Annotated in this window: 25 protein-coding genes and 2 riboswitches; of the genes, 19 read left to right on the top strand and 6 right to left on the bottom strand. The window is 71.5% G+C overall.

Annotated elements, in window-relative coordinates; translation table 11 throughout:
* Positions 1-7: 7 nt before the first annotated feature.
* Positions 8-925 (bottom strand): phosphotransferase, encoded by a 918-nt coding sequence (locus HNR73_RS18155; RefSeq protein WP_184788677.1) that lies wholly within the window; start codon positions 923-925, stop codon positions 8-10.
* 64 nt (positions 926-989) lie between these two features.
* On the opposite strand from HNR73_RS18155, the gene HNR73_RS18150 reads away from it, so the two are divergent.
* The 18 genes from HNR73_RS18150 (at position 990) to gcvP (ending at position 18,374) form a co-directional block, all read left to right on the top strand.
* On the top strand, positions 990-1,742 hold the full coding sequence (locus HNR73_RS18150) for a 2-phosphosulfolactate phosphatase (RefSeq protein WP_184788676.1): 753 nt from the start codon (positions 990-992) through the stop codon (positions 1,740-1,742).
* 19 nt (positions 1,743-1,761) lie between these two features.
* Complete coding sequence (locus tag HNR73_RS18145) at positions 1,762-2,919, top strand: NAD(P)/FAD-dependent oxidoreductase (RefSeq protein WP_239122436.1); 1,158 nt, start codon at positions 1,762-1,764, stop codon at positions 2,917-2,919.
* Positions 2,916-3,161, top strand: coding sequence for a (2Fe-2S)-binding protein (locus tag HNR73_RS18140; protein ID WP_184788794.1), 246 nt, complete (start codon positions 2,916-2,918; stop codon positions 3,159-3,161). Before HNR73_RS18145 ends, HNR73_RS18140 begins: the two co-directional genes overlap by 4 nt.
* Complete coding sequence (locus tag HNR73_RS40760; RefSeq protein WP_203687048.1) at positions 3,158-4,513, top strand: FAD/NAD(P)-dependent oxidoreductase; 1,356 nt, start codon at positions 3,158-3,160, stop codon at positions 4,511-4,513. Before HNR73_RS18140 ends, HNR73_RS40760 begins: the two co-directional genes overlap by 4 nt.
* Entirely contained in the window at positions 4,510-5,400 is an 891-nt protein-coding gene (locus HNR73_RS18130) for a dihydrodipicolinate synthase family protein (protein WP_184788675.1), read from the top strand. Before HNR73_RS40760 ends, HNR73_RS18130 begins: the two co-directional genes overlap by 4 nt.
* Positions 5,400-6,401, top strand: coding sequence for a proline racemase family protein (locus tag HNR73_RS18125; RefSeq protein WP_184788674.1), 1,002 nt, complete (start codon positions 5,400-5,402; stop codon positions 6,399-6,401). The genes HNR73_RS18130 and HNR73_RS18125 overlap by 1 nt, the downstream gene beginning before the upstream one ends.
* Before the next feature lie 71 nt (positions 6,402-6,472).
* Positions 6,473-7,144 (top strand): GntR family transcriptional regulator, encoded by a 672-nt coding sequence (locus HNR73_RS18120; protein ID WP_184788673.1) that lies wholly within the window; start codon positions 6,473-6,475, stop codon positions 7,142-7,144.
* A gap of 121 nt (positions 7,145-7,265) precedes the next feature.
* Positions 7,266-7,898: a cardiolipin synthase ClsA gene (gene clsA / locus HNR73_RS18115; RefSeq protein WP_184788672.1), complete on the top strand. Its 633-nt coding sequence runs from the start codon at positions 7,266-7,268 to the stop codon at positions 7,896-7,898.
* Positions 7,895-8,764: a DUF881 domain-containing protein gene (locus HNR73_RS18110; protein ID WP_184788671.1), complete on the top strand. Its 870-nt coding sequence runs from the start codon at positions 7,895-7,897 to the stop codon at positions 8,762-8,764. Before clsA ends, HNR73_RS18110 begins: the two co-directional genes overlap by 4 nt.
* Positions 8,761-9,093: a small basic family protein gene (locus tag HNR73_RS18105; protein WP_184788670.1), complete on the top strand. Its 333-nt coding sequence runs from the start codon at positions 8,761-8,763 to the stop codon at positions 9,091-9,093. Before HNR73_RS18110 ends, HNR73_RS18105 begins: the two co-directional genes overlap by 4 nt.
* Positions 9,094-9,151: 58 nt before the next feature.
* Positions 9,152-9,931 carry a DUF881 domain-containing protein gene (locus tag HNR73_RS18100; protein WP_184788669.1) on the top strand — a complete coding sequence of 260 codons (780 nt, stop codon included), beginning with the start codon at positions 9,152-9,154 and terminating at the stop codon, positions 9,929-9,931.
* Between the two features lie 32 nt (positions 9,932-9,963).
* Positions 9,964-10,344 (top strand): glycine cleavage system protein GcvH, encoded by a 381-nt coding sequence (gcvH, locus tag HNR73_RS18095; RefSeq protein WP_184788668.1) that lies wholly within the window; start codon positions 9,964-9,966, stop codon positions 10,342-10,344.
* A 1,822-nt stretch (positions 10,345-12,166) separates the two neighbouring features.
* The gene (gene odhI / locus HNR73_RS18090; protein WP_184788667.1) at positions 12,167-12,607 is read left to right on the top strand and encodes an oxoglutarate dehydrogenase inhibitor Odhl; all 441 of its coding nucleotides are present in this window, start codon (positions 12,167-12,169) and stop codon (positions 12,605-12,607) included.
* Positions 12,608-12,661: 54 nt separating this feature from the next.
* Entirely contained in the window at positions 12,662-13,294 is a 633-nt protein-coding gene (gene ftsR, locus HNR73_RS18085; protein ID WP_184788666.1) for a transcriptional regulator FtsR, read from the top strand.
* A 64-nt stretch (positions 13,295-13,358) separates the two neighbouring features.
* Positions 13,359-13,823: a bifunctional nuclease family protein gene (locus tag HNR73_RS18080; RefSeq protein WP_184788665.1), complete on the top strand. Its 465-nt coding sequence runs from the start codon at positions 13,359-13,361 to the stop codon at positions 13,821-13,823.
* A 177-nt stretch (positions 13,824-14,000) separates the two neighbouring features.
* A complete protein-coding gene (locus HNR73_RS18075) occupies positions 14,001-14,555 on the top strand; it encodes a MerR family transcriptional regulator (protein WP_184788664.1) in 555 nt (184 codons plus the stop codon).
* 2 nt (positions 14,556-14,557) lie between these two features.
* Positions 14,558-15,139, top strand: a complete 582-nt coding sequence (locus HNR73_RS18070) for an HhH-GPD-type base excision DNA repair protein (protein WP_184788663.1) — start codon at positions 14,558-14,560, stop codon at positions 15,137-15,139.
* A 136-nt stretch (positions 15,140-15,275) separates the two neighbouring features.
* A riboswitch (glycine riboswitch) is annotated at positions 15,276-15,373 on the top strand.
* A riboswitch (glycine riboswitch) is annotated at positions 15,374-15,463 on the top strand. It abuts the riboswitch before it with no gap.
* Between the two features lie 49 nt (positions 15,464-15,512).
* Entirely contained in the window at positions 15,513-18,374 is a 2,862-nt protein-coding gene (gcvP, locus tag HNR73_RS18065) for an aminomethyl-transferring glycine dehydrogenase (protein ID WP_184788662.1), read from the top strand.
* A gap of 93 nt (positions 18,375-18,467) precedes the next feature.
* Here gcvP and HNR73_RS18060 read toward each other — a convergent pair whose 3' ends face one another.
* Complete coding sequence (locus tag HNR73_RS18060; RefSeq protein ID WP_184788661.1) at positions 18,468-19,652, bottom strand: chorismate-binding protein; 1,185 nt, start codon at positions 19,650-19,652, stop codon at positions 18,468-18,470.
* 122 nt (positions 19,653-19,774) lie between these two features.
* Here HNR73_RS18060 and HNR73_RS39080 point away from each other — a divergent pair, with 122 nt between their 5' ends.
* Positions 19,775-19,978 (top strand): DUF5999 family protein, encoded by a 204-nt coding sequence (locus HNR73_RS39080; RefSeq protein ID WP_203687042.1) that lies wholly within the window; start codon positions 19,775-19,777, stop codon positions 19,976-19,978.
* Positions 19,979-20,067: 89 nt separating this feature from the next.
* Here the strand turns inward: HNR73_RS39080 and HNR73_RS18055 are convergent, their stop codons facing one another.
* The 4 genes from HNR73_RS18055 to HNR73_RS18040 form a co-directional block, all read right to left on the bottom strand.
* Positions 20,068-21,870 (bottom strand): substrate-binding and VWA domain-containing protein, encoded by a 1,803-nt coding sequence (locus HNR73_RS18055; RefSeq protein ID WP_184788660.1) that lies wholly within the window; start codon positions 21,868-21,870, stop codon positions 20,068-20,070.
* Between the two features lie 140 nt (positions 21,871-22,010).
* On the bottom strand, positions 22,011-23,216 hold the full coding sequence (locus HNR73_RS18050) for an alanine racemase (RefSeq protein ID WP_184788659.1): 1,206 nt from the start codon (positions 23,214-23,216) through the stop codon (positions 22,011-22,013).
* Positions 23,217-23,306: 90 nt separating this feature from the next.
* A complete protein-coding gene (locus HNR73_RS18045; RefSeq protein ID WP_184788658.1) occupies positions 23,307-25,079 on the bottom strand; it encodes an IucA/IucC family protein in 1,773 nt (590 codons plus the stop codon).
* Positions 25,076-26,524 (bottom strand): IucA/IucC family protein, encoded by a 1,449-nt coding sequence (locus HNR73_RS18040; protein WP_184788657.1) that lies wholly within the window; start codon positions 26,522-26,524, stop codon positions 25,076-25,078. Before HNR73_RS18040 ends, HNR73_RS18045 begins: the two co-directional genes overlap by 4 nt.
* Positions 26,525-26,531: the final 7 nt, after the last annotated feature.

Here is a 26,531-nt window from a genome sequence, read left to right as displayed (position 1 = left end):
GGCCAGCCTACGGCGACATCGCGGCGACGAAGTCGACGTACCCGGTGGGCAGGGGGTGGCCGCTGGCGAGCATCCAGTGCACGCGGCTCGCGCCGGTGAGCGCGATGGTGACCCGCAGGGTGGTTTCGACGTGGGTGGGGGTGAAGCGGCCGCACAGGCCGTCGAGGTAGGCCTCGGTGAGCTTGTCGGTGTGCGCGGGGTCGGCCGCGAGGTGTTCGCGGGACGCGAGCTGGAGGTGCGCCAGGTCGGCGCCGGGCGGCGCGAGACCGAGCGTGCACCAGTCGACGGCGACGGTGTCGCCGTCGGCGGCGAGCAGGTTCGCGCTGTGGAAGTCGCCGTGTGACAGCACTTTCGGCAGCCGGGCGAGGGCGTCGAGCAGCTCGCCTCGCCGGTTCCACACGGCGGGCATGCGCGGGTCGGCGTCGACGGCCGACCAGTCGAGCTCGCTCACCGCCACGCGTTGCGCGAGCTGGTGTCCTGACAGCCACGGCACCTGTGGGATCTTCGCCGTCGCCTGCCAGCGGCCGAGGCGGGCGGCGGCGACCACGGGCTTCTCCGGTTCGCCGTCGACGTCTTCGAGATAGACGGCGTCGTCGACGACCCCGAAGCAGCGAGGCGCTCGAAGTCCCGGGCCGGTGGGCAGGACACCGGATTCGTAGGCGAGGGCCTCTCGCCGCCAGTACGCCCAGTGGTCGGGCTCGCGGGAGGCGATGGCGTGACGGCCCGAGGTCAGCGGGCGGAGGTTCTTGCGGATGAGGCTGAAGGTTTCCCGCCCGCCGCCGGTGTGGCAGGTTCCGGACAGGCGCGTGACCCCGCCGGTCACCACGCCGAGGCTTTCGCCGGCGTCGGTGGCCTCGCAGCTCGTCGCCGCGGCTCCGGGCGCGCCGGTCAACCGTTCGAGCACGCTGGCGGGAATCGTCTCCATCGCCGGACCGTAACAGCGCACGCCGCTGCCGTCGCTCGCGTTACCGCCGTGCCAGGATCCCCTCATGACCGACTACTTCGCGCAACGTGCCTATGCCGTCCGTTTCGGGTGGGGGCCGACGGAGGCCGCTGAGCTCGCTTCGCCCGACGGCTGTCTCGTGGTCGTCGATGTCCTCTCTTTCACGACTGCCGTCTCGGTGGTGACGCAGCGGGGTGGGCGTGTCCTTCCTTATCGCTGGCGTGACGAGAGCGCGCGTGCGTTCGCCGTGGAGCGCGACGCGGAACTCGCCGTTGGGCGCAGGCAGGCCACGGTGGAGTCGCCGTGGTCGCTGTCCCCGGCGGCTTTGCGTCTCGCGCCTGTTCCGGAGCGGCTGGTGCTGCCTTCTCCCAATGGTTCGACGATCTCCGCCGCGGCCGGTGACGGCACGGTCGTCGCCGCCTGCCTGCGCAATGCCGGGGCGGTCGCTCGCTGGATCGCGGGGCAGGGTTTCGGGACGCCGTCGCGCCCGCTCGCGGTGATCGCTTCGGGCGAGCGCTGGCGGGACGGGGGTCTGCGCCCTTGTCTTGAGGATCTGCTGGGCGCGGGTGCGGTCCTGGCGGCGTTGCCGGGGGGCGGTTTTTCTCCGGAGGCGGAGCTGGCGGCGGGGGCCTATTCGGCGACGCCGGACGTCGTGGCGGCTGTCCGGGCCTGTGGTGGGGGAGTCGAACTCGTCTCGGAGGGGTTTCCCGGCGACGTGGACGTGGCGGTCGAGGTCGACGTCTCTGAGGTCGTCCCGGTCCTCACCGATGGGGCGTTCGCCGATGCGAACGCTCACTAACGTGTGACATACTACTGACGTGGTCAAGCCTCTGGGCGGTGCGGACGTCGTCGTCGTCGGTGCCGGAATCGTCGGCGCCGCCGTCGCGTACGAGTGCGCCACGGCGGGCTTGACCGTCGCCGTCGTCGAACGCGACCAGGTCTCCGGCGGCACCACCGGTGCCGGCGAGGGAAACCTGCTGGTCTCCGACAAGGAGCCCGGACCGGAACTCGATCTCGCCCTGCTGTCCCTGCGTCGCTGGCGCGAATGGGCCGAGACCCTCGACACCGACATCGAGTACGAACCCAAAGGCGGCCTCGTCGTCGCCTCGACCGCCGCCGCCCTGGCCTCCCTGACCGCACTCGCCGAAGGACAACGCGCGGCAGGCGTGGAGACCGCGGCCGTCGCCGACCCGCGCACCCTCGAACCGCACCTGCGCGACGGCACCGCCGGCGCCGTCCACTACCCGCAGGACTCCCAGGTCATGCCGTCCCTGGCCGCCGCGGAACTCCTGCGCCGCCCCGGCATCACCGTCCACACCGGACTCACCCTCACCGGCCTGACTCTGACCGGCGGGAAGATCACCGCGGCCGTCACCGACGCCGGAACCATCCCCACCGGCGCCGTCGTCAACGCGGCGGGCACCTGGGCCGCCGAGGTCGCCGCCCGCTGCGGAAGCGAACTGCCCGTGGCGCCCCGCCGCGGTTTCGTGCTGGTCACCGAACCGCTCCCGCGCATGATCCGGCACAAGGTCTACTCCGCCGACTACGTCGCCAACGTCGCCGCCGGGACCGCGGGCCTGGAGACCTCGCCCGTCGTCGAGGGCACCGCCGCCGGTCCCGTCCTCATCGGCGCCAGCCGCGAACGCGTCGGCTTCGACAAGACCGTCTCCGTGCCCGTGCTGCGACGGCTCGCCGCCCAGGCCGTCGAGCTGTTCCCCTTCCTCACCGACGTCCAGGTCATGCGCGCCTACCGCGGTTTCCGCCCCTACACACCCGACCATCTGCCGATAATCGGTGCCGACGAGACGGTCGGCGGCCTCTGGCACGCCTGCGGCCACGAAGGCGCCGGCGTCGGGCTCGCCGCCGCCACCGGACTCCTCGTCGCGCAAGGGCTCACCGGCGGGAAACCCGCCCTCGACACCGCGGCCTTCCGGCCCGGGCGTTTCGGCCGTCCCGTTGAGGAGGCGCACGCGTGAACATCACCGTCGACGGCCGGACCGTCCCCGCCGAAGAGGGTCAGACGATCGCCGCCGCCCTCCACGCCGACGGCCTGCGCGCCTGGCGCACGACCCGCGTCGGCGCGCGCCCACGCGGCCTGTTCTGCGGCATCGGTGTCTGCTTCGACTGCCTCGTGACCATCAACGGCCGCGCCTCGATCCGCGCCTGCCTCGCACCCGCCCGCGACGGCGACGTGGTCACCACCGGAGGGGAGCGGTGACCGTGTACGACATCGCCGTCATCGGCGCCGGGCCCGCCGGGCTTGCCGCCGCCGAGACCGCAGCCGCGCGAGGCGCGCGCGTCGCCGTCGTCGACGCCGCCGAACACCCCGGCGGGCAGTTCTACCGGCACCGGCCCGGCGACGACGGCTCCCGGCACCACCACTGGCGCGCCTTCACCCGCCTCCGCGACGCCCTCAAGAACGTCGACCACCTCGCCGGGCACCGCGTCTGGCACGCCGAACCCGGCGAGCCCCACACGCTGCACTGCCTCGTCGGGCACGCCGACGAACGCCCCACGACGGTCCGCGCCCAGCACCTCATCCTCGCCACCGGCGCCCACGACCGCTCCCTGCCCTTCCCCGGCTGGGACCTGCCCGGCGTCCTCACCGCGGGCGGCGCCCAAGCCCTGTGGAAGGGCCACGGACTCACCGCCGGCGCCCGGGCCGTCGTGGCCGGCACCGGCCCGTTCCTGCTCCCCGTCGCCACCGGACTCGCCGCCTCCGGCGCCACCGTCCACGGCGTGTTCGACGCCAACCGGCCCGACCGGCGCGTCCTCCCGCTCGCCACCGACCCCGCACGCGCGATCGAGGCCGCCGGATACGCCGCCGCCCTCCTCCGCCACCGCATCCCCTACCGCACCGGCCACGCCGTCATCGCCGCCCACGGCGACGGCCGACTCGAAGAAGTCACCGTCGCCCGCCTCGACCGCGACTGGCGGCCACTGCCCGGAACCGGCCGCACCATCACCTGCGACACCCTCGCCACCGGCTACGGCTTCACGCCCCAGCTCGAACTCGCCGTGCACCTCGGCTGCGCCCTCACCGAAGGCTTCGACGGCACCCCCGTCGCCGCCGTCGACGCCGCCCAGGCCACCACCGCCCCACGCGTATGGGCCGCGGGGGAGACCTGCGGAGTCGGCGGCGCCACCCTCGCCATCGTCACCGGCGCGCTCGCCGGGTACGCCGCCACCGGCGCCCGGCCGCCCGCGTCCCTCCTGCGCCGCCGTGCCCGGCAGCGACGCCTCGCCGCCGCGCTGGCCGCCGCCTGGCCGGTCCGCGACGGCTGGAAAAGCTGGCTCACCGACGACACCCTCATCTGCCGCTGCGAAGAGGTCCCGCACTCGCGGGTCGAACAGGCGATCGCGGCCGGCGCCCGCGACACCCGGGGCCTCAAACTCCTCAGCCGCACCGGCATGGGCCGCTGCCAGGGACGCGTCTGCGGTTACGCCGCCGCGTGCCTCGTCGGCGCCCCCGAACGCCCCGACCGGCCCATCGCCCAGCCCGTCCGCCTCGGCGACCTCGCCGCGGGCGACACCGCACCCATCCATCCACGAGCAGGAGCCGACACATGACCGCCACCAAGCCCTGGCACGGCGTCCAGGTCGCCACAGCGCTGCCGTTCCACGACGACCTTCACGTCGACTACGACTCCTATGCCACGCACGTCGCCTGGCTCAAGGAGAAGGGCTGCGACGGGGTGGTGCCCAACGGCTCCCTCGGCGAGTACCAGACCCTCACCGAGAAGGAACGCCACAAGGTGATGACCACCGCCGTCGAGGCCATCGGCGGCGAGCACGTCATCCCCGGCGTCGCCGCCTACGGCTCCGGCGAGGCCCGCTACTGGGCCGAAGAGGCCGCCGAGGCCGGCTGCGCGGCCGTGATGCTCCTGCCGCCCAACGCCTATCGCGCCGACACACGCGCCGTCGTCGCCCACTACGCCGAGGTCGCCAAGGCCGGACTGCCGATCATCGCCTACAACAACCCGATCGACACCAAGTTCGACCTGACCCCGGGCCTCCTCGCCAAGCTCCACGACGAGGGCCTGATCGTCGCCGTCAAGGAGTTCTCCGGCGACGTCCGCCGCGCCTACGAGATCGCCGAACTCGCGCCCGGACTCGACCTGCTCATCGGGTCCGACGACGTGCTCCTCGAACTCGCCGTCGCCGGTGCCGTCGGCTGGGTGGCCGGGTACCCCAACGCGCTGCCCGAGTCGAGCGTCGCGCTCTACAAGGCCGCGATCGCCAAGGACCTCGACACCGCGCTGCCGCTCTACCGCGCCCTGCACCCCCTGCTGCGCTGGGACTCCAAGACCGAGTTCGTGCAGGCCATCAAGCTGTCCATGGACATCGCCGGGCGCAAGGGCGGCGAGTGCCGTCCGCCGCGCGGTGAACTGACCGTCAAGCAGGAGCGGGTGATCCGCTCGGCGACGGAGAAGGCCATCGCCGAGGGCCTGCGCTGATGCGCAGCCGCCACGTCTACCACGCCGTCGACTCCCACACCGAGGGCATGCCGACGCGCGTCATCACCGGCGGCGTCGGCGTCCTGCCGGGTGCGACCATGGCCGAACGCCGCACGATCCTCATGGCCGAACGCGACGACCTGCGCACCTTCTTCGTGCACGAGCCGCGCGGCCACTCCGCCATGAGCGGCGCGATCCTGCAGCCGCCGACGCGTCCCGACGCCGACGTCGGGGTCCTCTTCATCGAGGTCTCCGGCTGGCTGCCGATGTGCGGTCACGGCACGATCGGCGTGGCCACGGTCCTCGTCGAGACCGGCATGGTCGAGGTGACCGAACCCGTCACCACCATCCGCCTCGACGCGCCCGCCGGGCTGGTCACCGCCAAGGTCGCCGTCCGCGACGGGCACGCCGAGTCGGTGACCCTGGAGAACGTCCCGTCCTTCGCCGTGGACCTCGACGCCTCCGTCGAGGTCCCGGGGTACGGAACGGTCGCCTACGACCTCGCCTTCGGCGGCAACTTCTACGCCTTCGTGCGAGCCGAGGACCTCGGCGTCACCTTCGACCGCGCGCACAAGGACGACGTCATGCGCGCGGGACTCGCCGTCATGGCCGCGATCGACGAGCACGCGCGGCCGAGCCATCCCACCGACCCGGCCATCGCGGGCCTCAAGCACGTCGCCGTGCTCGCCCCGGGCAGCACGGCCGTGCACACCCGCCACGCCATGGTCATCCACCCGGGCTGGTTCGACCGCTCACCGTGCGGGACGGGGACGTCGGCGCGCCTGGCGCAGCTGCACGCGCGCGGTGAGCTGGCCGTCGGTGAGGAGATGACCAACGAGTCCTTCATCGGCAGCCGCTTCACCGGACGCGTGTCCGCCGTGACCGAGGTGGCCGGGCGGCCCGCCGTCGTCCCGTCCATCACCGGCCGCGCCTGGATCACCGGCACGGCCCAGTACCTGCTCGATCCCGGCGACCCGTTCCCGCGCGGTTTCGAGCTGTGACACCGACCCGCGTGGCGCCGGTCACTCCATGGGAGTATCAGCGCCAACCCGTTTGACGAACCGGAGCAATCGTGGACGCCGCATTCGACCTCCCCGCCCTCCCGCCGCGCCAGAATCTGCGCGAGAAGGTCGGCACCGAACTGCGCGCCGCGCTGATCACCGGACGCCTCCGCCCCGGGGTGATCTACTCCGCGCCGAAGCTCGCCCAGACCTTCGGCGTGTCGCCCACCCCGGTGCGCGAGGCGATGCTCGACCTGGCCAAGGAGGGCCTCGTCGAAGCCGTCCGGAACAAGGGTTTCCGGGTCGTCGACATCGACGAGCGCGAACTCGACGAGTGCACGGCCCTACGCCGCCTCATCGAGCCGCCGACCGTCGCGGCCATCACCGGCACCGCCGCCGGGGCCGAACTGGAGGCGCTGCGGCCCCTCGCCGAGCTCATCGTCACCGCGGCCGTCGAACGCGACCTCACCGGCTACATCGACGCCGACCACCGTTTCCACTCCGCCCTGCTGGCGCTGTCGGGCAACCGCCGACTGGTCAGCGTCGTCGCCGACCTGCGCTATCGGTCCCGGTTGTACGGCGTGCCGGCGCTGGCCGCGGCCGACCGGCTGCTCCCGTCGGCCCACGAGCACGTCGAGCTGCTGGACCTCATGCTCGCCGGCGACGCCGAGGGCGCCGAGGCGCTCATGCACCGCCACCTCGACCACGTACGCACCATCTGGGCCGCCGCGCCCGCGGACTAGGGTCGGTCCCGGCCGAAAGCGATTTCCCGCGCGACTCCAGCACGGCCGCGCGGAACGGTCCGGACACGCTGGGTAGAATCACCGCCGCGATGCACGCGCATATAACCGAGGGAGGGGCGACGTGACGAGCACGGAGCAGCACGTCCAGGCCGACCCCGCACCCTGGCGAGTCTGGACGATCCCGAACCTCATCAGCTTCATCCGCTTCCTGGGCATCGGCGTCTTCCTCTACCTCCTGCTCGGCAGCCACGACGACGTCGCCGGTCTCGTCGTCCTCGCCGTCGGCGGCGGCACCGACTGGGTCGACGGGTTCCTCGCCCGCCGCCTCGGCCAGGTCAGCCGTTTCGGGCAGCTCTTCGACCCCCTCGTCGACCGCCTCTACATCCTCGCGGCCGTCGTGGCCCTCACCGTCCGCGAGTTCGTGCCCTGGCAGTTCACCGCCGCGCTCCTGGCTCGCGAACTGGTACTCCTCGCCGGTCTGGTCATGCTGCGCCGTCACGGTTACGGCCCCCTCGAAGTCCACTACCTCGGCAAGGCCGCCACCTTCATCGTGTTCGCGGCCTTCCCCGTCCTCGTCCTGGCCGGACAGGGTGGCGGCGTCGAGGCGTGGGCACGGCCCACCGGATGGGCGCTGGCGTGGTGGGGCATCGTGCTGTACTGGATCTCGGCGCTGCTGTACGTCGTCCAGGTCGCCGGGCTCATCCGCGCCAGCCGCGCCGACACCCCGGATGTGGTGAGGCAACAGTCCACATGAGGCGTCGTTACGAGGACGAACCCGACAAGCAACGCGGTTTCGGGCCGGTCGCGGTAGACCTGCTCGCCAGTTTCTGGCACGACCCCCTCGACTACGACACCGACGCGGCCAAACGTCCCATCCGCCGCACCCGCTTCACGCGCGCCCTGACGGCCGTCACCGCCGCCGTGATCGGTTTCCTGCTCGTCGTCGCCTATCAGCACACCATCGCGGCCGCGCCCGCCAACGCCGAGATCCGCGACCAGCTGATCGCCGACATCAACTCCCGGCAGGCCGAGACCGACCGCATGCAGGACGACGCCGAACAGCTCGGTGAGGACGTCGAGAGCCTCCGCGACGAGCTTCTCGGCAATGACGCCGAAGCCGAGGCCCTCGACAACCAGGCCGCCCTGGCCGGCCTCGCCGCCGTCGAGGGAGACGGCGTCACGGTCACCGTCAGCGACGGCCCCAAGCCCGAAGACCCTTCCGCCCAAGACCTCGGCCGCGTCATCGACCGCGACATCCAGACCATCGTGAACACCCTGTGGTCCCTGGGAGCCGAGGCCATCGCCATCGACGAGCAGCGCCTGACCGCGACATCGGCCATCCGTGCCGCCGGCGCCGCCATCCTCGTCGACTTCCGGCCCGTCACCGACCCCTACACCATCACCGCGATCGGCCCGCCCGACCTGGCCCGCGAGTTCAACGCCACCCCCACCGCGCACACCTTCGACAACTACAGCAACGACTACGGAATGGGATTCACGGTGAAAGCCACCGACGACCTGACCCTTCCGGCGGCACCGGCGCCGCCGCTGGACAACGCGGCACCGCTGCTCCCACCGGGCACCGTGCCCGACCCCAGCGGCTCGGCGAGCGGCCGATGATCGCCGCCCTCGCGCTGGCCGTCGGCATCGCCCTGGGTGTGTTCCTCGACCCGGACGTTCCGTTGTGGCTTCAGCCGTATCTGCCGATCGCGGTGATCGCCGCGCTCGACTCGGTGTTCGGGGGCGTGCGCGCCCGGCTGGACAAGAAGTTCGACGACAAGCAGTTCGTCGTCTCCTTCATCTCCAACGTGCTCATCGCCGCGCTGATCGTCTATCTCGGCGACCAGCTCGGCGTCGGAAGCCAGCTGTCCACGGGCGTGGTCGTGGTCCTCGGCATCCGGATCTTCTCCAACGCCGCGGCGATCCGGCGACATCTCTTCTCGGCCTAGGCAGGAAGGGGCGACCATGATCAATCCCACACCCGAACCAGGGCAAGACGGCGATTCCGTGAACGACGACAGTGACGCCGGTCTCAGCGACGAGACGCCGGAGAAGGACCCCGCGCCCGAAGTCGAGGACAAGCCGGGCGAGGTTCGGCGGAAGCGCCGGACGGGTGTCGCGATCGGCGTGCTCGTGGCACTGCTCGGTTTCGCCGCCGCCGTTCAGCTGCGCAGTCATCACGAGGATCCGGAACTGGCCGGTGCGCGCCAGGAGGACCTGGTCCGCATCCTCGCCGACCTCGACGCGCGGCAGACGCGCCTGGCCGACGAGATCGCCGGGCTGGAGGAGAGCAAGCGGCAGTTGACGTCGGGTGCCGAGGGTGGCGCCGCCGCCCTTGAGGAGGCCCGCGGTCTGGCCGATGAGCTGGGGATTCTCGCCGGTACCCTCGCGGCGAAGGGGACGGGCCTGATCCTGGAGTTCCAGTCGGGCGCGACGCCGATCCGGGCCGCGACGATCCTCGACGCGGTGGAGGAGCTGCGGGGTGCGGGGATGGAGGCGGCGCAGATCGACGGCGCGAACGGGGCGTCGGTGCGGATCGTCGCCTCGACCTTCTTCCTGGACGGTCCGGACGGCTTGATCGTCGATGATGTGGCGATCACGGGTACGTACCGGATCACGGTGATCGGGGACCCGGCGACGATGGACACGGCGCTGCGGATCCCCGGTGGGGTGGTCGACAACGTCGGTAAAGACGGCGGTACCGTCGTCGTCAATGAGCCCGGGGAGGTGCAGGTGACCACGATCGTGGAGCCTTCCGAACCGAAGTACGCCAAGCCAGTCGAGTGACCTTCCGGTCCCCGTCCAGAAAGGCTGCGAGGGTGATCCCAGCAGAGCTGCGTTACACCGTCGAACACGAGTGGATCGCGTCCACCGAGTCCGCGGCGGTCCGGATCGGCATCACACACTTCGCGCAGGAGTCTCTCGGCGACATCGTCTACGTGCAGCTGCCCGAGGCGGGCGCGAAGGTCACGGCCGGCGACGCGGTCGGCGAGGTCGAGTCGACGAAGAGCGTGTCGGACATCTACGCGCCCCTGTCGGGGACGGTCACGGCCCGCAACGACGCGCTCGGCGACACGCCGGAGCAGATCAACGACGACCCGTACGGCGCGGGCTGGCTGTTCGAGCTGGAGCCCGACGACGTCGCCGACGTCGCGGCCCTCCTCGACGCCGACGCGTACACGAAGCTGACGCAGGGTTAGACACGCACGTAGCCCGACGACACCGGGGCGGGGGACCGCCCTGGTGGCGGGGGTGGTCGCTGCGCGGCTTCCACAGGTGGGGGACAGGGCGCGCCGGTGACGGTTGGGGCCGAGCGGATGCTCGGCGGGCGGCTCCGCGCTTTCGCGCGAGGGGGCGGCTGGCCAGAGCGGCCCGCCCAGCGTGGGTCTCGCTTCGCGGCTCGCTCCCGCCGTGAACCGCCGCCGCCGGCTCGCCAAGGGCGAGTCCGCTTCGCGGCTCTCCGCACGCGGGGGACCCCGCCGTAGCGTGCCCGCTGAGGGCGAGTCCCGCTTCGCTCGCCCGCCACGCCGGGTACCCGGATGCGTTCCTGCACCCACGCCGGGGACCTGGCACCGGCGGCGGGCCGCAGCCCGATCCCATGCCTTTCAGGCGGTTTCGTTCGCGCCGCCCAAACAAGCACAGGCCCTTAAAAGCCCACCCACCCAACACCGGGAACCTAAGACGCCGGTCCCGCGAGCGTGAGCCTCCCTTCGCTCGCCCACGCGGGCCAGGGAACCCCGCCGCGGCGTCCGCCCGGGGAGAGTCTGCGCTTCGCGGCCCGCTCTGGTGGAGACCCGGCCGCAGCGCGCTCGCCAAGGGCAAGCTTCGCTTCGCGGTTTTCCGCAGGCCGGGAACCGAACCGCAGCGGTCTCGCTTGGGGCGAGTCCCGCTTCGCGGCTTACCCACGCCGGGACCCCGGCCGCAGCAGTGTCACCAAGGCCGAGTCGCGCTTCGCGGCTCACCACGCCGGGGACCCGGCACCGGCGGCGGGCCGCAGCCCGATCCCATACCCGCAAGGCGGTCTCGTTCGCGCCGCCCAAACAAGCACAGGCCCTTAAAACCTCACCCACCAACACCGGGAACCCAAGACGCCGGCCCCCCGAGCGTGAGTCTCGCTTCGCGGCCCACTCGGGCCCGGGAACCTAAGACGCGGCCCGGCGAGCGTGAGTCTCGCTTCGCTCGCCCACGCGGGCCGGGAACCCGGCCACGTTTCCGCACCCGGCCGGGGACCCGGCACCGGCGGCGGGCCGCAGCCCGATCCCATACCCCTCAGGCGGTTTCGTTCGCGCCGCCCAAACAAGCACAGGCCCTTAAAACCTCACCCACCAACACCGGGAACCCAAGACGCCGATCCCGCGAGCGTGAGCCTCGCTTCGCTCACCCACGCAGGCCAGGGAACCCGCCCGCAGCAGTGTCACCAAGGCCGAGCCCTGCTTCGCTCACCCACCCACGCCGGGGACCTGGCACCGGCGGCGGGCCGAGCCCGATCCCATGCCTTTCAGGCGGTTTCGTTCGCGCCGCCCAAACAAGCACAGGCCCTTAAAAGCACACCCGCAAACGCCGGGAACCCAAGACGCCGATCCCGCGAGCGTGAGCCTCCCTTCGCTCGCCCACGCAGGCCGGTCTCCCGCCCGCAGCGCCCCCCGCCAAAGGCCGGGGCGCTGCGGCGCCCCTCTCACGCTGGGGTTCGGCCCCGCAGCCTCAAGCACTGCTGCTCTCGGGCCGGGGACCCGGGACCGGGCCTACCCGCCGTTCGTGCGTGAGTCTGTGCGCGGCGGTTCGGTGCGGGGGCGCGGCGTCCGTGTCTCCGCCTTCGCGCACGCACCACCCGCCTCGCCCCCTGCTCACGTCCAGGTGGCGAACAACCCCTCCTCGCTTCTGCGCGTTGCTGTTGACCGGCTGCTGAGCGGGTGGCTAGGCTCGCTCAGTTACCGACGTGGTTAAGTTGTGTCAGTCAAGTCCCGTGAGTAAACCGTCGATCGTGTCGCTGTCGGACCGGTCGACCAGACGTGAGGTGGTCTGATGACGCGCCCCCGCCCTGACGACGAGTACCCTCCGCTCGACGTCACATCGACGATGAATCTCGGCGCTCTCGATGAGGTGCTTGAGGGTTCTGACACCGATGTCAATGCCGGTCGGCTGGCCGAGTCCTTGCCGCCGGGGACCGCTTTGCTCGTGGTGCGCCGGGGGCCGAACGCCGGGGCTCGTTTCCTGCTGGATCTGGAGGTGACGACGAGTGGTCGGCACCCGGACAGCGACATCTTCCTCGACGATGTGACGGTGTCGCGTCGTCATGCGGAGTTCCACCGTGACGGGGTGACTTTCACGGTTCGTGACGTGGGGAGCCTGAACGGCACTTACGTGAACCGTGAGCGGGTGGAGAACGCGACGCTCGGGAACGGTGACGAGGTGCAGATCGGGAAGTTCCGCCTGGTGTTCATCGCCGGGCCGCGCCCGCAGTAGTCTCTCGGTTTTCGGCCGGTGTCCTCGCCTGTGCCAGGGTCCGACCCTCCGTCGATGTCGATCGGGGAGGTGGTGGCGCATCTGCGGGTGGAGTTCACCGGCCTGTCGGTGTCGAAGGTCCGTTTCCTGGAGGCCGAGGGCCTGGTGTGCCCGTCGCGGCGTCCTTCGGGTTACCGGCGTTTCTCGTGGGGTGATGTGGCGAGGCTGCGTGCGGTCTTGTCGCTGCAGCGTGACGAGTTCTTGCCGTTGAGCGTGATCCGTGAGCGGCTGGACGGGCCTGTCGAGACGGTTCCCGACCTGCCGGCGGTCGCGGAGCCGCCTTCGGCGCGTTATTCGCGTGGTGAGGTCTTGGCGCGGAGCGGTCTCGACGAGCGGTGGCTGGAGGAGTTGCGGTTGCTGGGGCTCGTCGGCGAGGGCGGGCGTGAAGGCGAGTTCGATCACCATGATCTGGTGGTGGCGACCGTCGCGGCGGGTCTGGCGCGCTTCGGGATCGAGCCGCGGCACTTGCGCGGCCATCGTCAGGCCGCCGATCGCGACCTGGCGCTCATCGGGCAGATCACGGCGCCGCTGCGGCATCGCCGGGACGGCGAGGCCGACGTGGTGGCCGCTGATCTGGCGGCTTTGTCGGCGAGCTTGCACGCCGCGCTGGTCGCGAAGGGACTCAGCCGCGACGCTGCCCGTCGCTGAACGGTGCGTGTACCGTGCAAAGAGCAGAGCAAGGGCCGTACCTTAGGGCGCGACGGAGGATCTGGTGCGCGAACTGACCGTGGTGGGTGTCCGGGTCGAACTGCCGAGCAACAACCCGATCGTGTTGCTCAAGGAGACCGACGGCGAGCGCTACCTGCCCATCTGGATCGGCGCCGTCGAGGCCACCGCCATCGCATACCAGCAGCAGGGGATGACCCCTCCGCGTCCGTTGACCCACGACCTGATGCGCGATGTGCTGGCCGCGCTGGAGGTGAATCTGGAGGCGGTGGAGATCGTGGAGATAAAGGACAACATCTTCTACGCCGAGCTCGTCTTCGAGAACGGTGTGCGCGTCTCGGCGCGTTCGTCGGACGGGATCGCGCTGGCCTTGCGGACGGGTTCGCCGGTGCGGTGCGCCGATGAGGTCATCGAGGAGTCCGGCATCGTCATTCCCGACGAGCAGGAGGACGAGGTCGAGAAGTTCCGGGAGTTCCTGGACACGGTGAGCCCGGAGGACTTCGCGGGTTAGCGCTGCTGTCTACCCCACCCCCCGTCGCGGCGTGTCGTACCCCGCGAATTCGGGCCGGACGGTGCCCGGGGGTATAGGGTCTTGGCGTGGGGTGCGGCCGGGCGCCGACCGCTCCACGACAGCGGACAGGTCGCGCGGCCGTGGCCGGCGAAATCCTGCGGACATGGGGAGGACGTTGTGACCGAGAGGAGCAACCAGACCGGTACCGCATCCGCGGCCGTGCACGGCGACGCTGAGGAACTGACCGGTTACCGCGGGCCGACCGCCTGTGCCGCCGCCGGTATCAGCTACCGCCAGCTCGACTACTGGGCCCGCACCGACCTGGTCGTTCCCAGTGTCCGCAGTGCGACCGGTTCCGGTAGCCAGCGGCTCTACTCCTTCCGCGACATCGTGGTCCTCAAGGTCGTCAAGCGCCTCCTCGACGCAGGTGTCTCGCTGCAGAACATCCGCAAGGCCATCGACGCGCTGCGCGCCCGCGGTGTCGAGGACCTCGCCGAGATCACGCTCATCTCCGACGGCACGACCGTCTACGAGTGTCGTTCGCCCGAGGAGGTCGTCGACCTGCTCCAGGGTGGTCAGGGCGTCTTCGGTATCGCGATCTCCGGGGCCTTCAAGGAGATCCAGGGCTCGCTCGCCTCGCTGCCCGCCGTGCGCGCCAGCCTCGGTGAGGACGCCACGGCCTCGATGATGGACGAGTTGTCGCTGCGCCGCGCGCGCCGTCAGGCGGGGTGACCGTGCCGGAGTTGTGGCTGGCCCAGGAGAAGGCCGCCGACGAGCTGCTCGCCGCCGACCCTTTCGCGCTGCTGACGGGCATGCTCCTCGACCAGCAGATCCCCTTGGAGAAGGCCTTCGTCGGCCCGTACCGGCTCGCCGAGCGTCTCGGTGTCGACCGTCTCGACCCGGTCGCGATCGCCGATCACGATCCCGAGGACTTCGCGAAGATCTTCGCGACGGTCCCGGCCATCCACCGTTTCCCCGGTTCGATGGCCGAGCGCACGCAGAAGCTCGCCCGGGCCGTCGCCGACGAGTACGACGGTGACGCCTCGCTCGTCTGGACGGGGGCGAAGAACGCCGCCGACCTCGCCGGGCGCCTCGGCGCACTGCCGGGGTTCGGGAAACAGAAGGCGCAGATCTTCATCGCGCTCCTCGGTAAACAGTTCGAGGTCCGCCCGGCGGGCTGGCGCAAGGCCGCCGGCGACTACGGCGCCCAGCGCTCGTTCCGGTCGGTCGCCGACATCACCGACGCCGGGAGCCTCGCGAAGGTCCGGGCGTTCAAGAAGGAGATGAAGGCGGCGGCGAAGGCCGCGAAGGCCTAGCGGCGACGCGATCTTCGTCACCCGGTGGCGTTCGCGCCGGTCACGGGGGTGGCCACGGCCGTTCACGGACCGGATTCCGCGCGCCTTGGCGGTTCGGCCATGATCTCGCGCTGGTAGCGTGTGAACCGAATGCCGGTAAACCCGAGCGGGAGAGTCCACCAGGGCACGATGCGGTGGCGCCGAAGGAGCAAATCCTCCCCGGAACCTCTCAGGCAGAAGGACCGCTCGGACTGGCACCTCTGGAGAGCAGACGGCCGATCCGTCTCACCGAAGGGGCAAGCCCGCGAGGGTGAAGCTCTCAGGTTCCACGACAGAGGGGGAGGACCGTCGCGGGTGACGTGCCCGCGCCGTACCTCCCAGCGGAGTACCTGGCATGACCCACCGGTCCAGCGACGACCGAGCGCCCGAGGCCACGCCGTTCGTACGGCGCCATGTCGGGCCTTCCCCCGACGACCAGCGGCGGATGCTCGACGCCGTCGGCTACACCTCCACCGATGAGCTGCTGCGCGCGGCGATCCCCGAGACCATCGGCGCCCACGATGGCCTGAACCTGCGCCCGGCCGCGACCGAGACCGAGGTCATCGCCGAGCTGCGTTCGCTGGCGGCCCAGAACCGCCGCATGCGCCAGATGATCGGCCTCGGCTACCACGGCACCGACACGCCCGCCGTGATCCGCCGCAACGTCCTCGAAAGCCCCGCCTGGTACACCGCTTACACCCCGTACCAGCCCGAGATCAGCCAGGGCCGTCTCGAAGCGCTGCTCAACTTCCAGACCGTCGTCGCCGACCTCACCGGTCTCGACGTGGCCGGCGCGTCCCTCCTCGACGAGGCCACCGCGGCCGCCGAGGCGATGACCCTGGCCCGCCGCGCCACGAAGATCACCTCACCGGTCTTCGCCGTCGACGCCGACGTCCTCCCGCAGACCCTCGCGGTCCTGCGCACGCGCGCCGTCCCGCTCGGCATCGAACTCCACGTCGCCGACCTCGCCGACCCCGCGAACCTTCCCGCCGAGTACTACGGGGTCCTGCTCCAGTACCCGGGCACCTCCGGCCGCGTCACCGACCACACCGCCGTCATCGAGGCCGCCCACGCCCACGGCGCCCAGGTCGCCGTCGCCGCCGACCTCCTCGCCCTGGCCGTCCTGCGCTCGCCCGGCGAGATGGGCGCCGACATCGCCGTCGGCTCGGCCCAGCGCTTCGGCGTGCCGATGGGCTTCGGCGGCCCGCACGCCGGTTACATGTCGGTCCGCAAGGGCCTGGAGCGCATGCTCCCCGGCCGTCTCGTCGGCGTCTCCAAGGACGTCGACGGCAACCCGGCCTACCGTCTCGCCCTGCAGACCCGCGAGCAGCACATCCGGCGGGAGAAGGCGACCAGCAACATCTGCACCGCGCAGGTCCTGCTCGCCGTCATCGCCGCCTGCTACGCCGTCTACCACGGTCCCGACGGCCTGCGCGCCATCGCCCACCGGGTCCACCGCCGGGCGGTGCTGCTCGCCGAAGGGCTTCGCCAGCGCGGCATCGAGGTGGACGGTGAGGCGTTCTTCGACACGGTCCTCGCCCGCGTCCCGGGCCAGGCCGCCGATGTCGTGGCCGCCGCCGCCGAGCTCGGGGTGAACCTTCGCCTCGTCGACGCCGACCACGTCGGCGTGACCTGCGACGAGACCACGACCGTCGGCGACGTGCTGTCGGTGTGGCGCGCGTTCGGTGCCGAGCAGAGCGGTTTCAGCGAGCTGGAGGACGCGCCCGACGCACTCCCGGCCGCGCTCGTCCGCACCAGCGAGTACCTGACCCACCCGGTCTTCCACGAGCACCGCTCCGAGACGGCGATGCTGCGTTACCTGCGCCGCCTGTCCGACATGGACTACGCGCTCGACCGGGGCATGATCCCGCTCGGGTCCTGCACGATGAAGCTCAACGCCACCACCGAGATGGAACCCATCTCCTGGCCGGACTTCGCCGACATCCACCCCTACGCGCCCGAGGACCAGACCCGCGGTTACCGCCAGCTCGTCGGCGACCTGGAGACCTGGCTCAGCGAGGTCACCGGCTACGACGCGGTCAGTCTCCAGCCGAACGCCGGTTCGCAGGGCGAGTTCGCCGGGCTCCTGGCGATCCACGCCTACCACGCCGACCGCGGCGAGTCGCACCGTGACGTGTGCCTGATCCCGTCGAGCGCGCACGGGACGAACGCCGCCAGCGCGGTCATGGCAGGGATGCGCGTGGTCGTCGTCGGCTGCGACGACGACGGCAACATCGACCTGGCCGACCTCGACCGCAAGATCGAGGCCAACGCCGACCGGCTCGCCGCGATCATGGTGACCTACCCGTCGACGCACGGCGTCTACGAGACGGGAATCTCCGAGGTCTGTGCGAAGGTCCACGACGCCGGCGGGCAGGTCTACGTCGACGGCGCCAACCTCAACGCGCTGCTCGGTTTCGCCAAGCCCGGCAAGTTCGGCGCCGACGTGTCGCACCTGAACCTGCACAAGACCTTCTGCATCCCGCACGGCGGCGGCGGTCCGGGCATCGGCCCGGTGGCCGTTCGCGCGCACCTCGCCGACTACCTGCCCGGTCACCCCCTCGCGGCCGACGCGAAGGTCGGGCCGGTCGCGGCGGCGCCCTACGGGTCGGCCGGGATCCTGCCGATCCCGTGGGTCTACCTGCGGCTTATGGGCGGCCCCGGGCTGACCGAGGCGACCGCCGTGGCGGTCCTGGCCGCGAACTATGTCGCCGCGCGCCTGTCGCCGCACTTCCCGGTGCTGTACACGGGGAACAAGGGCCTCGTCGCGCACGAGTGCATTCTCGACCTGCGCGGGATCACCAAGGACACCGGCGTGACCGTCGACGATGTGGCCAAGCGCCTCATCGACTACGGGTTCCACGCGCCGACGATGTCCTTCCCGGTCGCCGGGACGCTCATGGTCGAGCCGACCGAGTCGGAGGATCTGGGCGAGCTGGACCGCTTCTGCGACGCCATGATCAGCATCCGCGCCGAGATCACGCGCGTCGGCGAGGGCGAGTGGCCGGTTGCCGACAGCCCGCTGAGCAACGCGCCGCACACCGCGGCGATGGTGACCGGCGACGAGTGGACGCACCCCTACCCGCGAAGCCTGGCGGCCTACCCGGCGGGTCGGCACGCCGGGAAGTACTGGGCTCCGGTGCGGCGGATCGACGGCGCCTTCGGTGACCGCAACCTGACCTGCTCGTGCCCGCCGCCGGAGGCGTTCGGGTCGTAGCGCCGACGGGCCGGACGGCCCGCGTGGGGGATCCCAGACCTTGTTCGACGGTCAGAAGCGGCCCCGCCACCTCACAAAGGTGGCGGGGCCGCTTCATGTCCGGGGAGCGTCTCCGGCCAGCAGCGCCCGCAGCGGCGCCGCCTTCGCGGCTGCCTCGGCCACCTCGGCGTCGGGATCCGAACGCCAGGTGATGCCGCCACCGGCCCAGATGTGCAGGTGCTCGGCGTCGGCGGCGACGGTCCGGATGGTCAGCCCGAGGTCGATGCGCTCGCGCGTCACGTACCCGAAGGCGCCCATCGCCGGTCCGCGGCCGACGGGTTCCAGGCCCGCGATCGTGTCCAGGGCGGCGAGTTTCGGGGTCCCCGTCACCGACCCGCCCGGGCAGACGGCCCGCAGCAGGCCGGCGAGGGTGACCCCGTCGTCGAGCCTCGCGCGGATCGTCGACTCGGCGTGCCAGGTGTTCCGCCATCGCTTGACGGCGAACAGTTCGCTCACCTCGATGCTCCCGGGACGGGCGATGTGGGCGAGGTCGTTGCGTTCCAGGTCGACGATCATGACGTGCTCGGCCCGCTCCTTCACCGAGGCCAGCAGTTCGGCGCGGCCCTCCGGTGTCGAGGGGCGTGTGCCCTTGATCGGCCCGGTCTCCAGTACGTCGCCCTCGACGGTGATGAGTTGCTCGGGCGACGCGCACGCCAGTGCCCAGCCGTCACCGGCGATCGCGCCGGCGTAGCGGGCCTCGGGCACCGAGGCGACGCGCGCGAGTGCGGGTCCCGAATTTCCGGTGTACGCGGCGCGGGCATGGCCGACGAGGTTCACCTGGTACACGTCCCCGGCCCCTATGGCCTCCCGTACGGCCCGTACGGCCTCGGCGTGCTCCCACGGTTCCCAGGACTCCCGCCACGGCCCCAGCGCGAACTCAGCCCCCTTTACGAGGGCCTCCGGGACCGGCTCGACGTGCTCGTACACCACCACCGCGATGTCGGGGACGGCCGGTGCCGGCGAGGGCTTCCCGCTCGCTCCACCCACCATCGCCGCGCCCGCTGTGGCGGAAATCACCACGGCCGCACCGCACAGAGTCCCCGCGCGTGGATCGTGCACAGAGCGTCCCGTAGGCAAGGGCAGGGCACCGAGACCGTGTTCGTCCAGTAGCTGTGCGACCAGCTCGGCCGGGTCGCCGCCCTCGGCGAGCCGCCAGGTGCGGGTGGCGCGGACGCGCAACCGCCCCCGGCAGCCCGAAGGGACCGCCGGGGCGTGGACGGAGGTGGGCAATGTGATCATCTGTTCGGCTGATACTCCCGGAAACGTGCCGCTATTGATGCGGAGAACTGTCGAGGTTGCGGCTAGTGTGGCTCACTGTTGATAGTGATCCACCCCACACGGTCAAGGAACCGGAGCCGACGATGTGTCAACACGAACCACCCTGTCCCACGGCGGAGGCGATCGACCGGGAGGCCGCGCGCGTCCTGGTCAGCCACCCCGAACAGGGCTGGAGCCTGCTTTGCAACGGAGTGATCCTCTTTGAGGACACCGGGGAGCTGTTGCCGGATGGATCCTTGGTGAGTCCGCACCGAGGCCCGGTCCCGCACGCGAACGCCGCGGCCTAGCCGCGAGATCCTGCCGGCCGTGGAACGCCACGGCCGGTTCGCATGCCCGGCGCGGGTGGGAGCGCCGGGGTGCGCCGGGCGGTCCGCCCTCACTGCGCGTTGAACAGCGCGTTCAGCAGCGTCTTGCTGATCTCTCCCGGCCACGTCGAGGGGAAGTACTGGCCCTTCGTCGCCGCCGAGATCTGCTGCATCGCCGTCTCGTCGGCGCCTTCGCCGTAACCGATCGTCATCAGCGACACCGGCTTGTTCGGGTCGCGCTTGGACGTCAGCTGGTTGGTCAGGTCCTCCAGGGACAGACCACCGTAGGGGTTGTCGTTGGCGCCCGCGGTCAAGACGACCACCATGTTCGTCGCCTCGGCGAGGTAGTTCTCCGTGACGTGGGTGTAGGCGGCCAGGGCGGTGTCGTAGAGCCCGCTCGCCCCGCCGGCCTGCATGAACCCGATCTGTTCGGAGATGGCGCCACGGTTGCCCTTGTCGAGCGGATCGAGGTTCACCAGCGTCTGATAGGGGATCCCCGAGCCGGAGCCCTGATCGTCGGAGAACTGCCACAATCCGACCTGCGACTGGTCGCCGATCATGTTCAGCGCGATCCCGACGGCCTCCTTGGCGACCTCCATCAGCGTGGTGTTCTCACCGTCGACGGTGGTGGCCGCGTTCATCGACTCCGAGGTGTCCATCACGAACAGCAGGTTCGTGGTCCGGTTCAGCGCCGTCCACGTCGCCAGGGTGTTGGTCACGGCGGCGGGCTGGACCGCCTCGCGCGGCAGGACCGTCTGCGGTGACAGGCCGTTGGCCTCGCTGAGATCGGGACCGCCGACGCGGTTGCCGTCGCGGAAACCGCTGCCGATGATCTGCTCGCGGCCCTCTTCACCGCGCACGTACTCCAGGAACTGGCTCGCCGCGTCCTGCTTGAAGGCCGACGCCCACGGCGCGTTCTGGATGATCAGATACGGGTTGTCGGCCTCGGGAGCGCCGTCCGACGGGTAGACCGCGGCCAAGGGCACCTGCGGGTTGTACGAGTTGTACATCAGCACGTCGCGTTCGAGAGCGGGGAACGCCGACAGGTGGGCGAGGGCGCCGCCGGCGCCGTCGGCCTCGCGCATCTTGTTCATCAGCGCGTTCGGGTCGGCGTCCTCGTACTCGGCCATCATGTTCTTCAGCGACACGACCGCTTCGAGCTCCCGCTCGGTGATGTCGGTGTCCCCGTCGGTGTCGACCATCGCCAGCAGCGCCAGCAGGCTCGCCGTCGAGGTCAGCGGGTTGCTCATGCCGATGCGGACCTTGCCCCACTCCGGGTGCTCGTCGCCCCAGCCCTTGGGGTCCTTGGCCTTCTCGACCAGGGTCTGCCAGTTCAGCTTCGCGTCGGGCCAGCCGAGGGCCTCGGCCATGACCTTCGGCATGGCGATGACCGCGCTCGACGTGGCGATGCTCGGCTGCAGGTCCGGGATGAGCCGCGCGGTCGCCTCACGGTCGGCGGCCATCCGCGCCCACGCCGTCGACTCCGGGATCCACACGTCCGGCGCGGCGCCGTTGCGCTTGACGTCCCAGTCGGGGGAGAGTGCCTGCTGCACCTCGGCAGACTCCTTCTCCTGCACCTCGATGGCCACACACTTGCCGTCCACGGACGGTTCGGTGTCGGCCCAGGAGCGGGCGAGGGTCTTCAACGGCCCGGCCATGCTCGTCGAGGCCGCGATGTTGACCTGCTCGGGCGACCCGGAGCAGGAGCCGGTGATCAGGTAGACGAACCCGGCGGTCAGCAGGGACAGGACGAGCACCGAGACGGCCGTGACGATGATCCAGGGCGCGAGGATCTTGCGGCGCCGCGTTCTACGGGTCCCCTTGCCGCCACGTCGATGCGTGCGAACACCTGGGCCGCTGGCGCTGAAGGTCATCTGTGCTGTCTCCTGCCACGGGGACGGGATCGGCCCGCACCGCTAAGCGTGTGAATCCTCAAGACCGCGCGGCCTCCGGTGATGTGCCGTTCACCTGCGGTGACTTCTCCGGCGCGCACGGACCGGCCTAGTGTAGGGCCTCATCCGGATGAGGTCCCATCCCCCGACTGGTCAACGACGACCCGCATTTCGGGATGTGGGTGGCTCAGGAAGTCATGGTGCGAAATGGACCAGCCATAGGCTCCGACCCGCCCGAACACCAGTACGTCGCCGACCCGCAACCGCCCCACGGGGAGGCCTCTGGCGAGCACATCACGTGGTGTGCAGAGCTCGCCCGTGACGTCCACTACCGTGTCGGTCACCTCAGGTCTCGGCCACGGGTAGTCCCACTCCTCGACGGGCAGCACCTCGGCGGGATGGCTGTAACCCCAGGCCGCCGGGAGTCGCAAATGGTGGGTCCCGCCGCGCAGCACGGCGAAGGTGCGGCCGTGGTTCCGCTTGAGGTCGAGGACCTCGGCGGCGTACCACCCGGCCTCCCCGATCAGGTAGCGCCCGGGTTCGGCGACCAGTTCGGGTCCGCCGCGGCCGAGCCGCCGGGCGCGGGCGGCGAAGCGGGCGAGGTCGAAGTCGCGGCCCCCGGCCGGATCGACGCCGATCCCGCCGCCGATGTTGAGGACGCGGGCCGAGACGCCAAGGCGCCGCTCGGCCGAGCGCGCGAAACGCAGCGAACCGGCGATGAAGTCGGCGTGGGCGTCGGCGTCGAGGTTGTTCGACATCGCGTGCAGGTGCCAGCCCCGGAAGTCGAGTCCGGGCTGGCCCCGGACCAGCTCGACGGCGGCGGGCAGTTCGGCGACGTCGATGCCGAAAGGCGTCGGCGTTCCCGTCATCTGGTGACTGCCCTCGGGGACGGCCGCGCGCCGGTTGACGCGCAGCGCGACCGGGACGACCCGGCCCGTCGCGCTCGCCAGCCGGTCGAGACGGCGGGCCTCGTGGACGCTCTCGACGTTGACGGTGAGGTCCACGCGCACGGAGGCGTCGATGGCGGCGGCGAGTTCCTCGTCGGTTTTGGCCGGCCCGCCGAAGACGATCGAGCGGGCACCCATCGTGAGCGCGAGGGTCAGTTCGCCGCCGGAGGCTACCTCGATCCCGTCGCACTCGTGGGCGGCCCGGGCGACGACGGCGGGGAAGGGGTTGGCCTTCATCGCGTACATCAGCCGCGTGCCCGGCGGCAGGGCCGCGCGGGTGGCGGCGATGCGTTCGGTGAAGGCGTCGAGGTCGTAGACGTAGACGCACACCGGGCGGGCGGACTCGCCGATGGCGGCGAGCACGCCGGCGGGGATCGTCATGCCCGCTCCCTTCGGTCTGGGATCGAGCACACTACCGTTTCCCGCCCGGCGCGCGGGGGCGAACCGGTCATCGGTGTCCACACGGGATGTTCAGTCCCGTCCGTGCAACGGGCTCGCGACGGGGATGTAGCGGTCGCCGTCGCCGCCGGCCCGCATGGTCAGCAGGGCCTTGTGGGGCTGTGTCGGCGCGGTGAAGAACTCGCGGTCGGCCGCCGGGGCGGGGGAGCCGGCGACGATCCGGCGCACGAGCCGCCAGGCCGCGTCCTCCGGCAGGCCGCATTCGGCGGCGAGCAGGCGGATGAGTTCGGCGAGGTGGTTCTGGAAGGTCGTGTAGGCGACCTTGGCGCGCATGGTGCCGAGATCCTCGGTGGCCACGACGGAGCCGGGGAACAGGTCGAGTTCGTGCCCGGCGGCGCGCATGCGGGGGAGATGCAGCCGTGCGCCTCCCCAGTCGCGGAACAGCATCCGGACGGGCGTTCCGCCGACGAAGACGGGGATGGTGTTCTGGAGATGAGCCTCCAGCCCGACGCCGAGCGCCGCCAGCCGCAGCACGGGCGGCACGAGGAGCCGGGCGTAGCGCTCCAGGAAGTCGGCGGCGGCCTCACCGGAGGCGAGTCCGTGCCCGGAGGCGTGTTCGGCGACGAGTTCGGCGAGGACGCTTCCCCCGCTGACCGGCGAGCGCGCCGGGAGCGCGCATCCCGGCACCGGGAGCTCGCCGGGCCCGGTGACCTCACCGATCCCGGCGCGCAGGACGGAGGTGAAGTCGCGGCCGATCCTTCCTTCGCCGATCATGCTGACCCCGGCCAGTTCGGGGAGCACGCCGACCTTGCCGGCCAGCAGGGGGTCGGCGTCGACGATGCGGCTGAGCTCGGCCGACACCGAGGGTCCGTTGTGGGCGGTGGCCGCCGAGATGGTGCGGCGGGTGGAGGTGATCTGCACGTCGAGGGCGCATTTGACCTGCCAGCGGCGTCCGGCGGCGCCCGGCCCAGTCACGAGCGTGCGCAGTGAGATGGTCGGCGCGGCTTGCAGGGATACCCCGGGCAGCTCGCGGAGGCTTCCGGCGGTGAACATCCAGGCGTAGCGGCGGCGGACGACCGATTCGTACTGCCACGGGTGGACGGGGATGACGATCTCGCCGGGGCGCGGTCCGGCCGCCGACAGCGCCTTGTCGAGGCCCGGGTGGGTTTCCCGCAGGCGGGAAACGGGGTCGGCGCCGCCGCTGACGCGGATTCGTTCGGCCGGTACGGCGAGGAAGCGCAGGGGTGCTCCGGGGCCTTCCAGGTCGTGGGCGAGGAGGTCGGCGGTGTCCATGCCCAGGCGGGTGCGGGCACACGGGTGGAGGTGGTGCCCGAAGGTCGCCAGGCGCTCGAAGAAGAGGCAGGGTTCGAAGTCCGCCGACGACGCGCGCAAGGCGGCCGCCAGCTCCACCGAGGACGAGACGCCGAGCCGTTCGGCGGTCCGCCGCAGGTCCACATCGGCCTGTTCGCGGCGGGCGAGGGCCAGCGCGAGGTTCCCGGTGGCGTCGGCGACCTCGGCGTCGACCGGTTCGGTCAGCCCGAGCAGCGCGAGGAGCGCGGCGGGGTCGGTGATCTCGGCGGTCTCACCGGCCTTGGTGAGCCTCAGCGGCCCGTGCGGGGTGATCTGGTCGAAGGCGTGGGCGTCGGCGAGGAACTCCAGCCGACCGGCCGGAAGCGCGGCCGTGACGCGTTCGCCGTCGACGTCGGCGGTGGTGCGGATGCCGCCGATGTCCTCCCGCCAGGCGGCGGCGAGGACGCTGCCGCGAACGTGCGCGGCCGACGCGGGCAGGTGCGCGTGGAAGGCCGCCCGCAGCTCGGGGGCCAACGCCTGGGGGTCGACGGTCATGTGCCTGCCGCCAGCGGGTTGGGGACGGGTGCCCAGATGGGATCGAGCTGGTCGTCGGCGAGGCGCATCGCGGTGAGCGCCTTGACGGGGAGGGTCTCGGCGCGGAGTGCGGTCAGCAATGGCGCGGGGAGGTCGAGGCGATCGATGACGGCGGCGACCGCGCCCCAGAGTTTCCCGCCCGGGATCTCGTAGCTCGCGGTGAAGGACTCGGCCAGGTCGGTGAGGACGACCGAGAACAGCGAACCCAGGAGGGTCCGGTGGACTTCGGCGGGGTCGCCGGTCGGGATGTCCCCGGCGAGTTGGTGACCGATCGCTCCATGGAGGACGCGGACGCCGCCGAAGTCGCGATAGAGCAGCCCGACCGGGACGCCCCATTCCAGGACCAGCAGAAGGTTCTGGCCGTGGGCCTCCAGTCCGACGCCTCGGCCGGCGAGCTTGAGTGGCTCGGGAACGAGGGTCTCGGCGAGTCGCGTCCACCACTCGCCCGGGCGCAGCCCGGACATGGCGACGGCCTCGGCCAGGAACAGCCGGGAATGCGGTGTCCGCGCGGTCAGGGCCGCGACGGGCAGGGCCATCTGACCGGCGGGCAGCCCGGGCATCTGCCGTATGACGGCGGCGAGGCTGGGCGACGGGGAGCCGTCAGGCCCGAGGGCCGCGAGTGACGCGCGTTCCCGAAGCACCGCGAAACCCCGGCCGCCGTAGCGGTTCGGCAGGACCCGGGACAGGACCGGCCCGTTGTGCCTGGCCGCGTGGGAAACCCGGCGGACGGCGCTGGTCATCTGCACGTCGATGGAGGTCTTGAGGTGGACACCCGGCCGTCCGGGGAGCGCGAAGGTCCGCAGCGACATCAGCGGCAGGGCCGTCTCGCGTTCGGGCGGCGCGGGCGGCAGATCGAAGGCGGCGGCGAGGTGCTCGTGCTGCCACGGATGCATCGGGAGCCCCCTGTACGGCCAGGAGAAGCCGTCGTGGCCGTGGGGGAGGGGCTGCCAGACGATCCCGACCTTCGGCCGGTGCTCGGGGGCGTAGGCCAGTTGCTCCTCGACGCTCATGCCGCGCCTGGTCCGCTTGAGCGGGTGCTTCGGGTGCCCGTCCACGATGGACTGTTCGAAGAAGACGAGTGGATCGGGCAGCCCGGCGGCCCACGCGAAGACGTTCCCGGTCACCTCCGGCCACGCCGCCGCCGCGCCGGCGCGGGACAGCGCGAGGTTGCGGACCGACTCGGCGACGTCGGCGGTGAACTCCCCGGCGTGCGGCGAACCCTTCGCGAGGGCGGCGGCGAGGTCGCCGGGATCGGTGACGGTCGCTCCGACGAAGGGGAGCGGCTCGAAGGCCGACGCCCTGCGCAGGGCCTCGGCGACGGCCGTCGCGGCGCCGGGGAGGGCGGACTCGTACGCGCCGCGCAGGTGCGCGGGCACGGCTGCCGGAGGTGTCAGTGGAACCCCCACTATGGAG

Origin of the sequence: Phytomonospora endophytica, assembly GCF_014202425.1 — a bacterium.
Taxonomy (GTDB): Bacteria; Actinomycetota; Actinomycetes; order Mycobacteriales; family Micromonosporaceae; genus Phytomonospora; species Phytomonospora endophytica.
The sequence above is the reverse complement of the archived record's forward strand: the minus strand, read 5'-3'. Positions and strand labels throughout refer to the sequence as shown.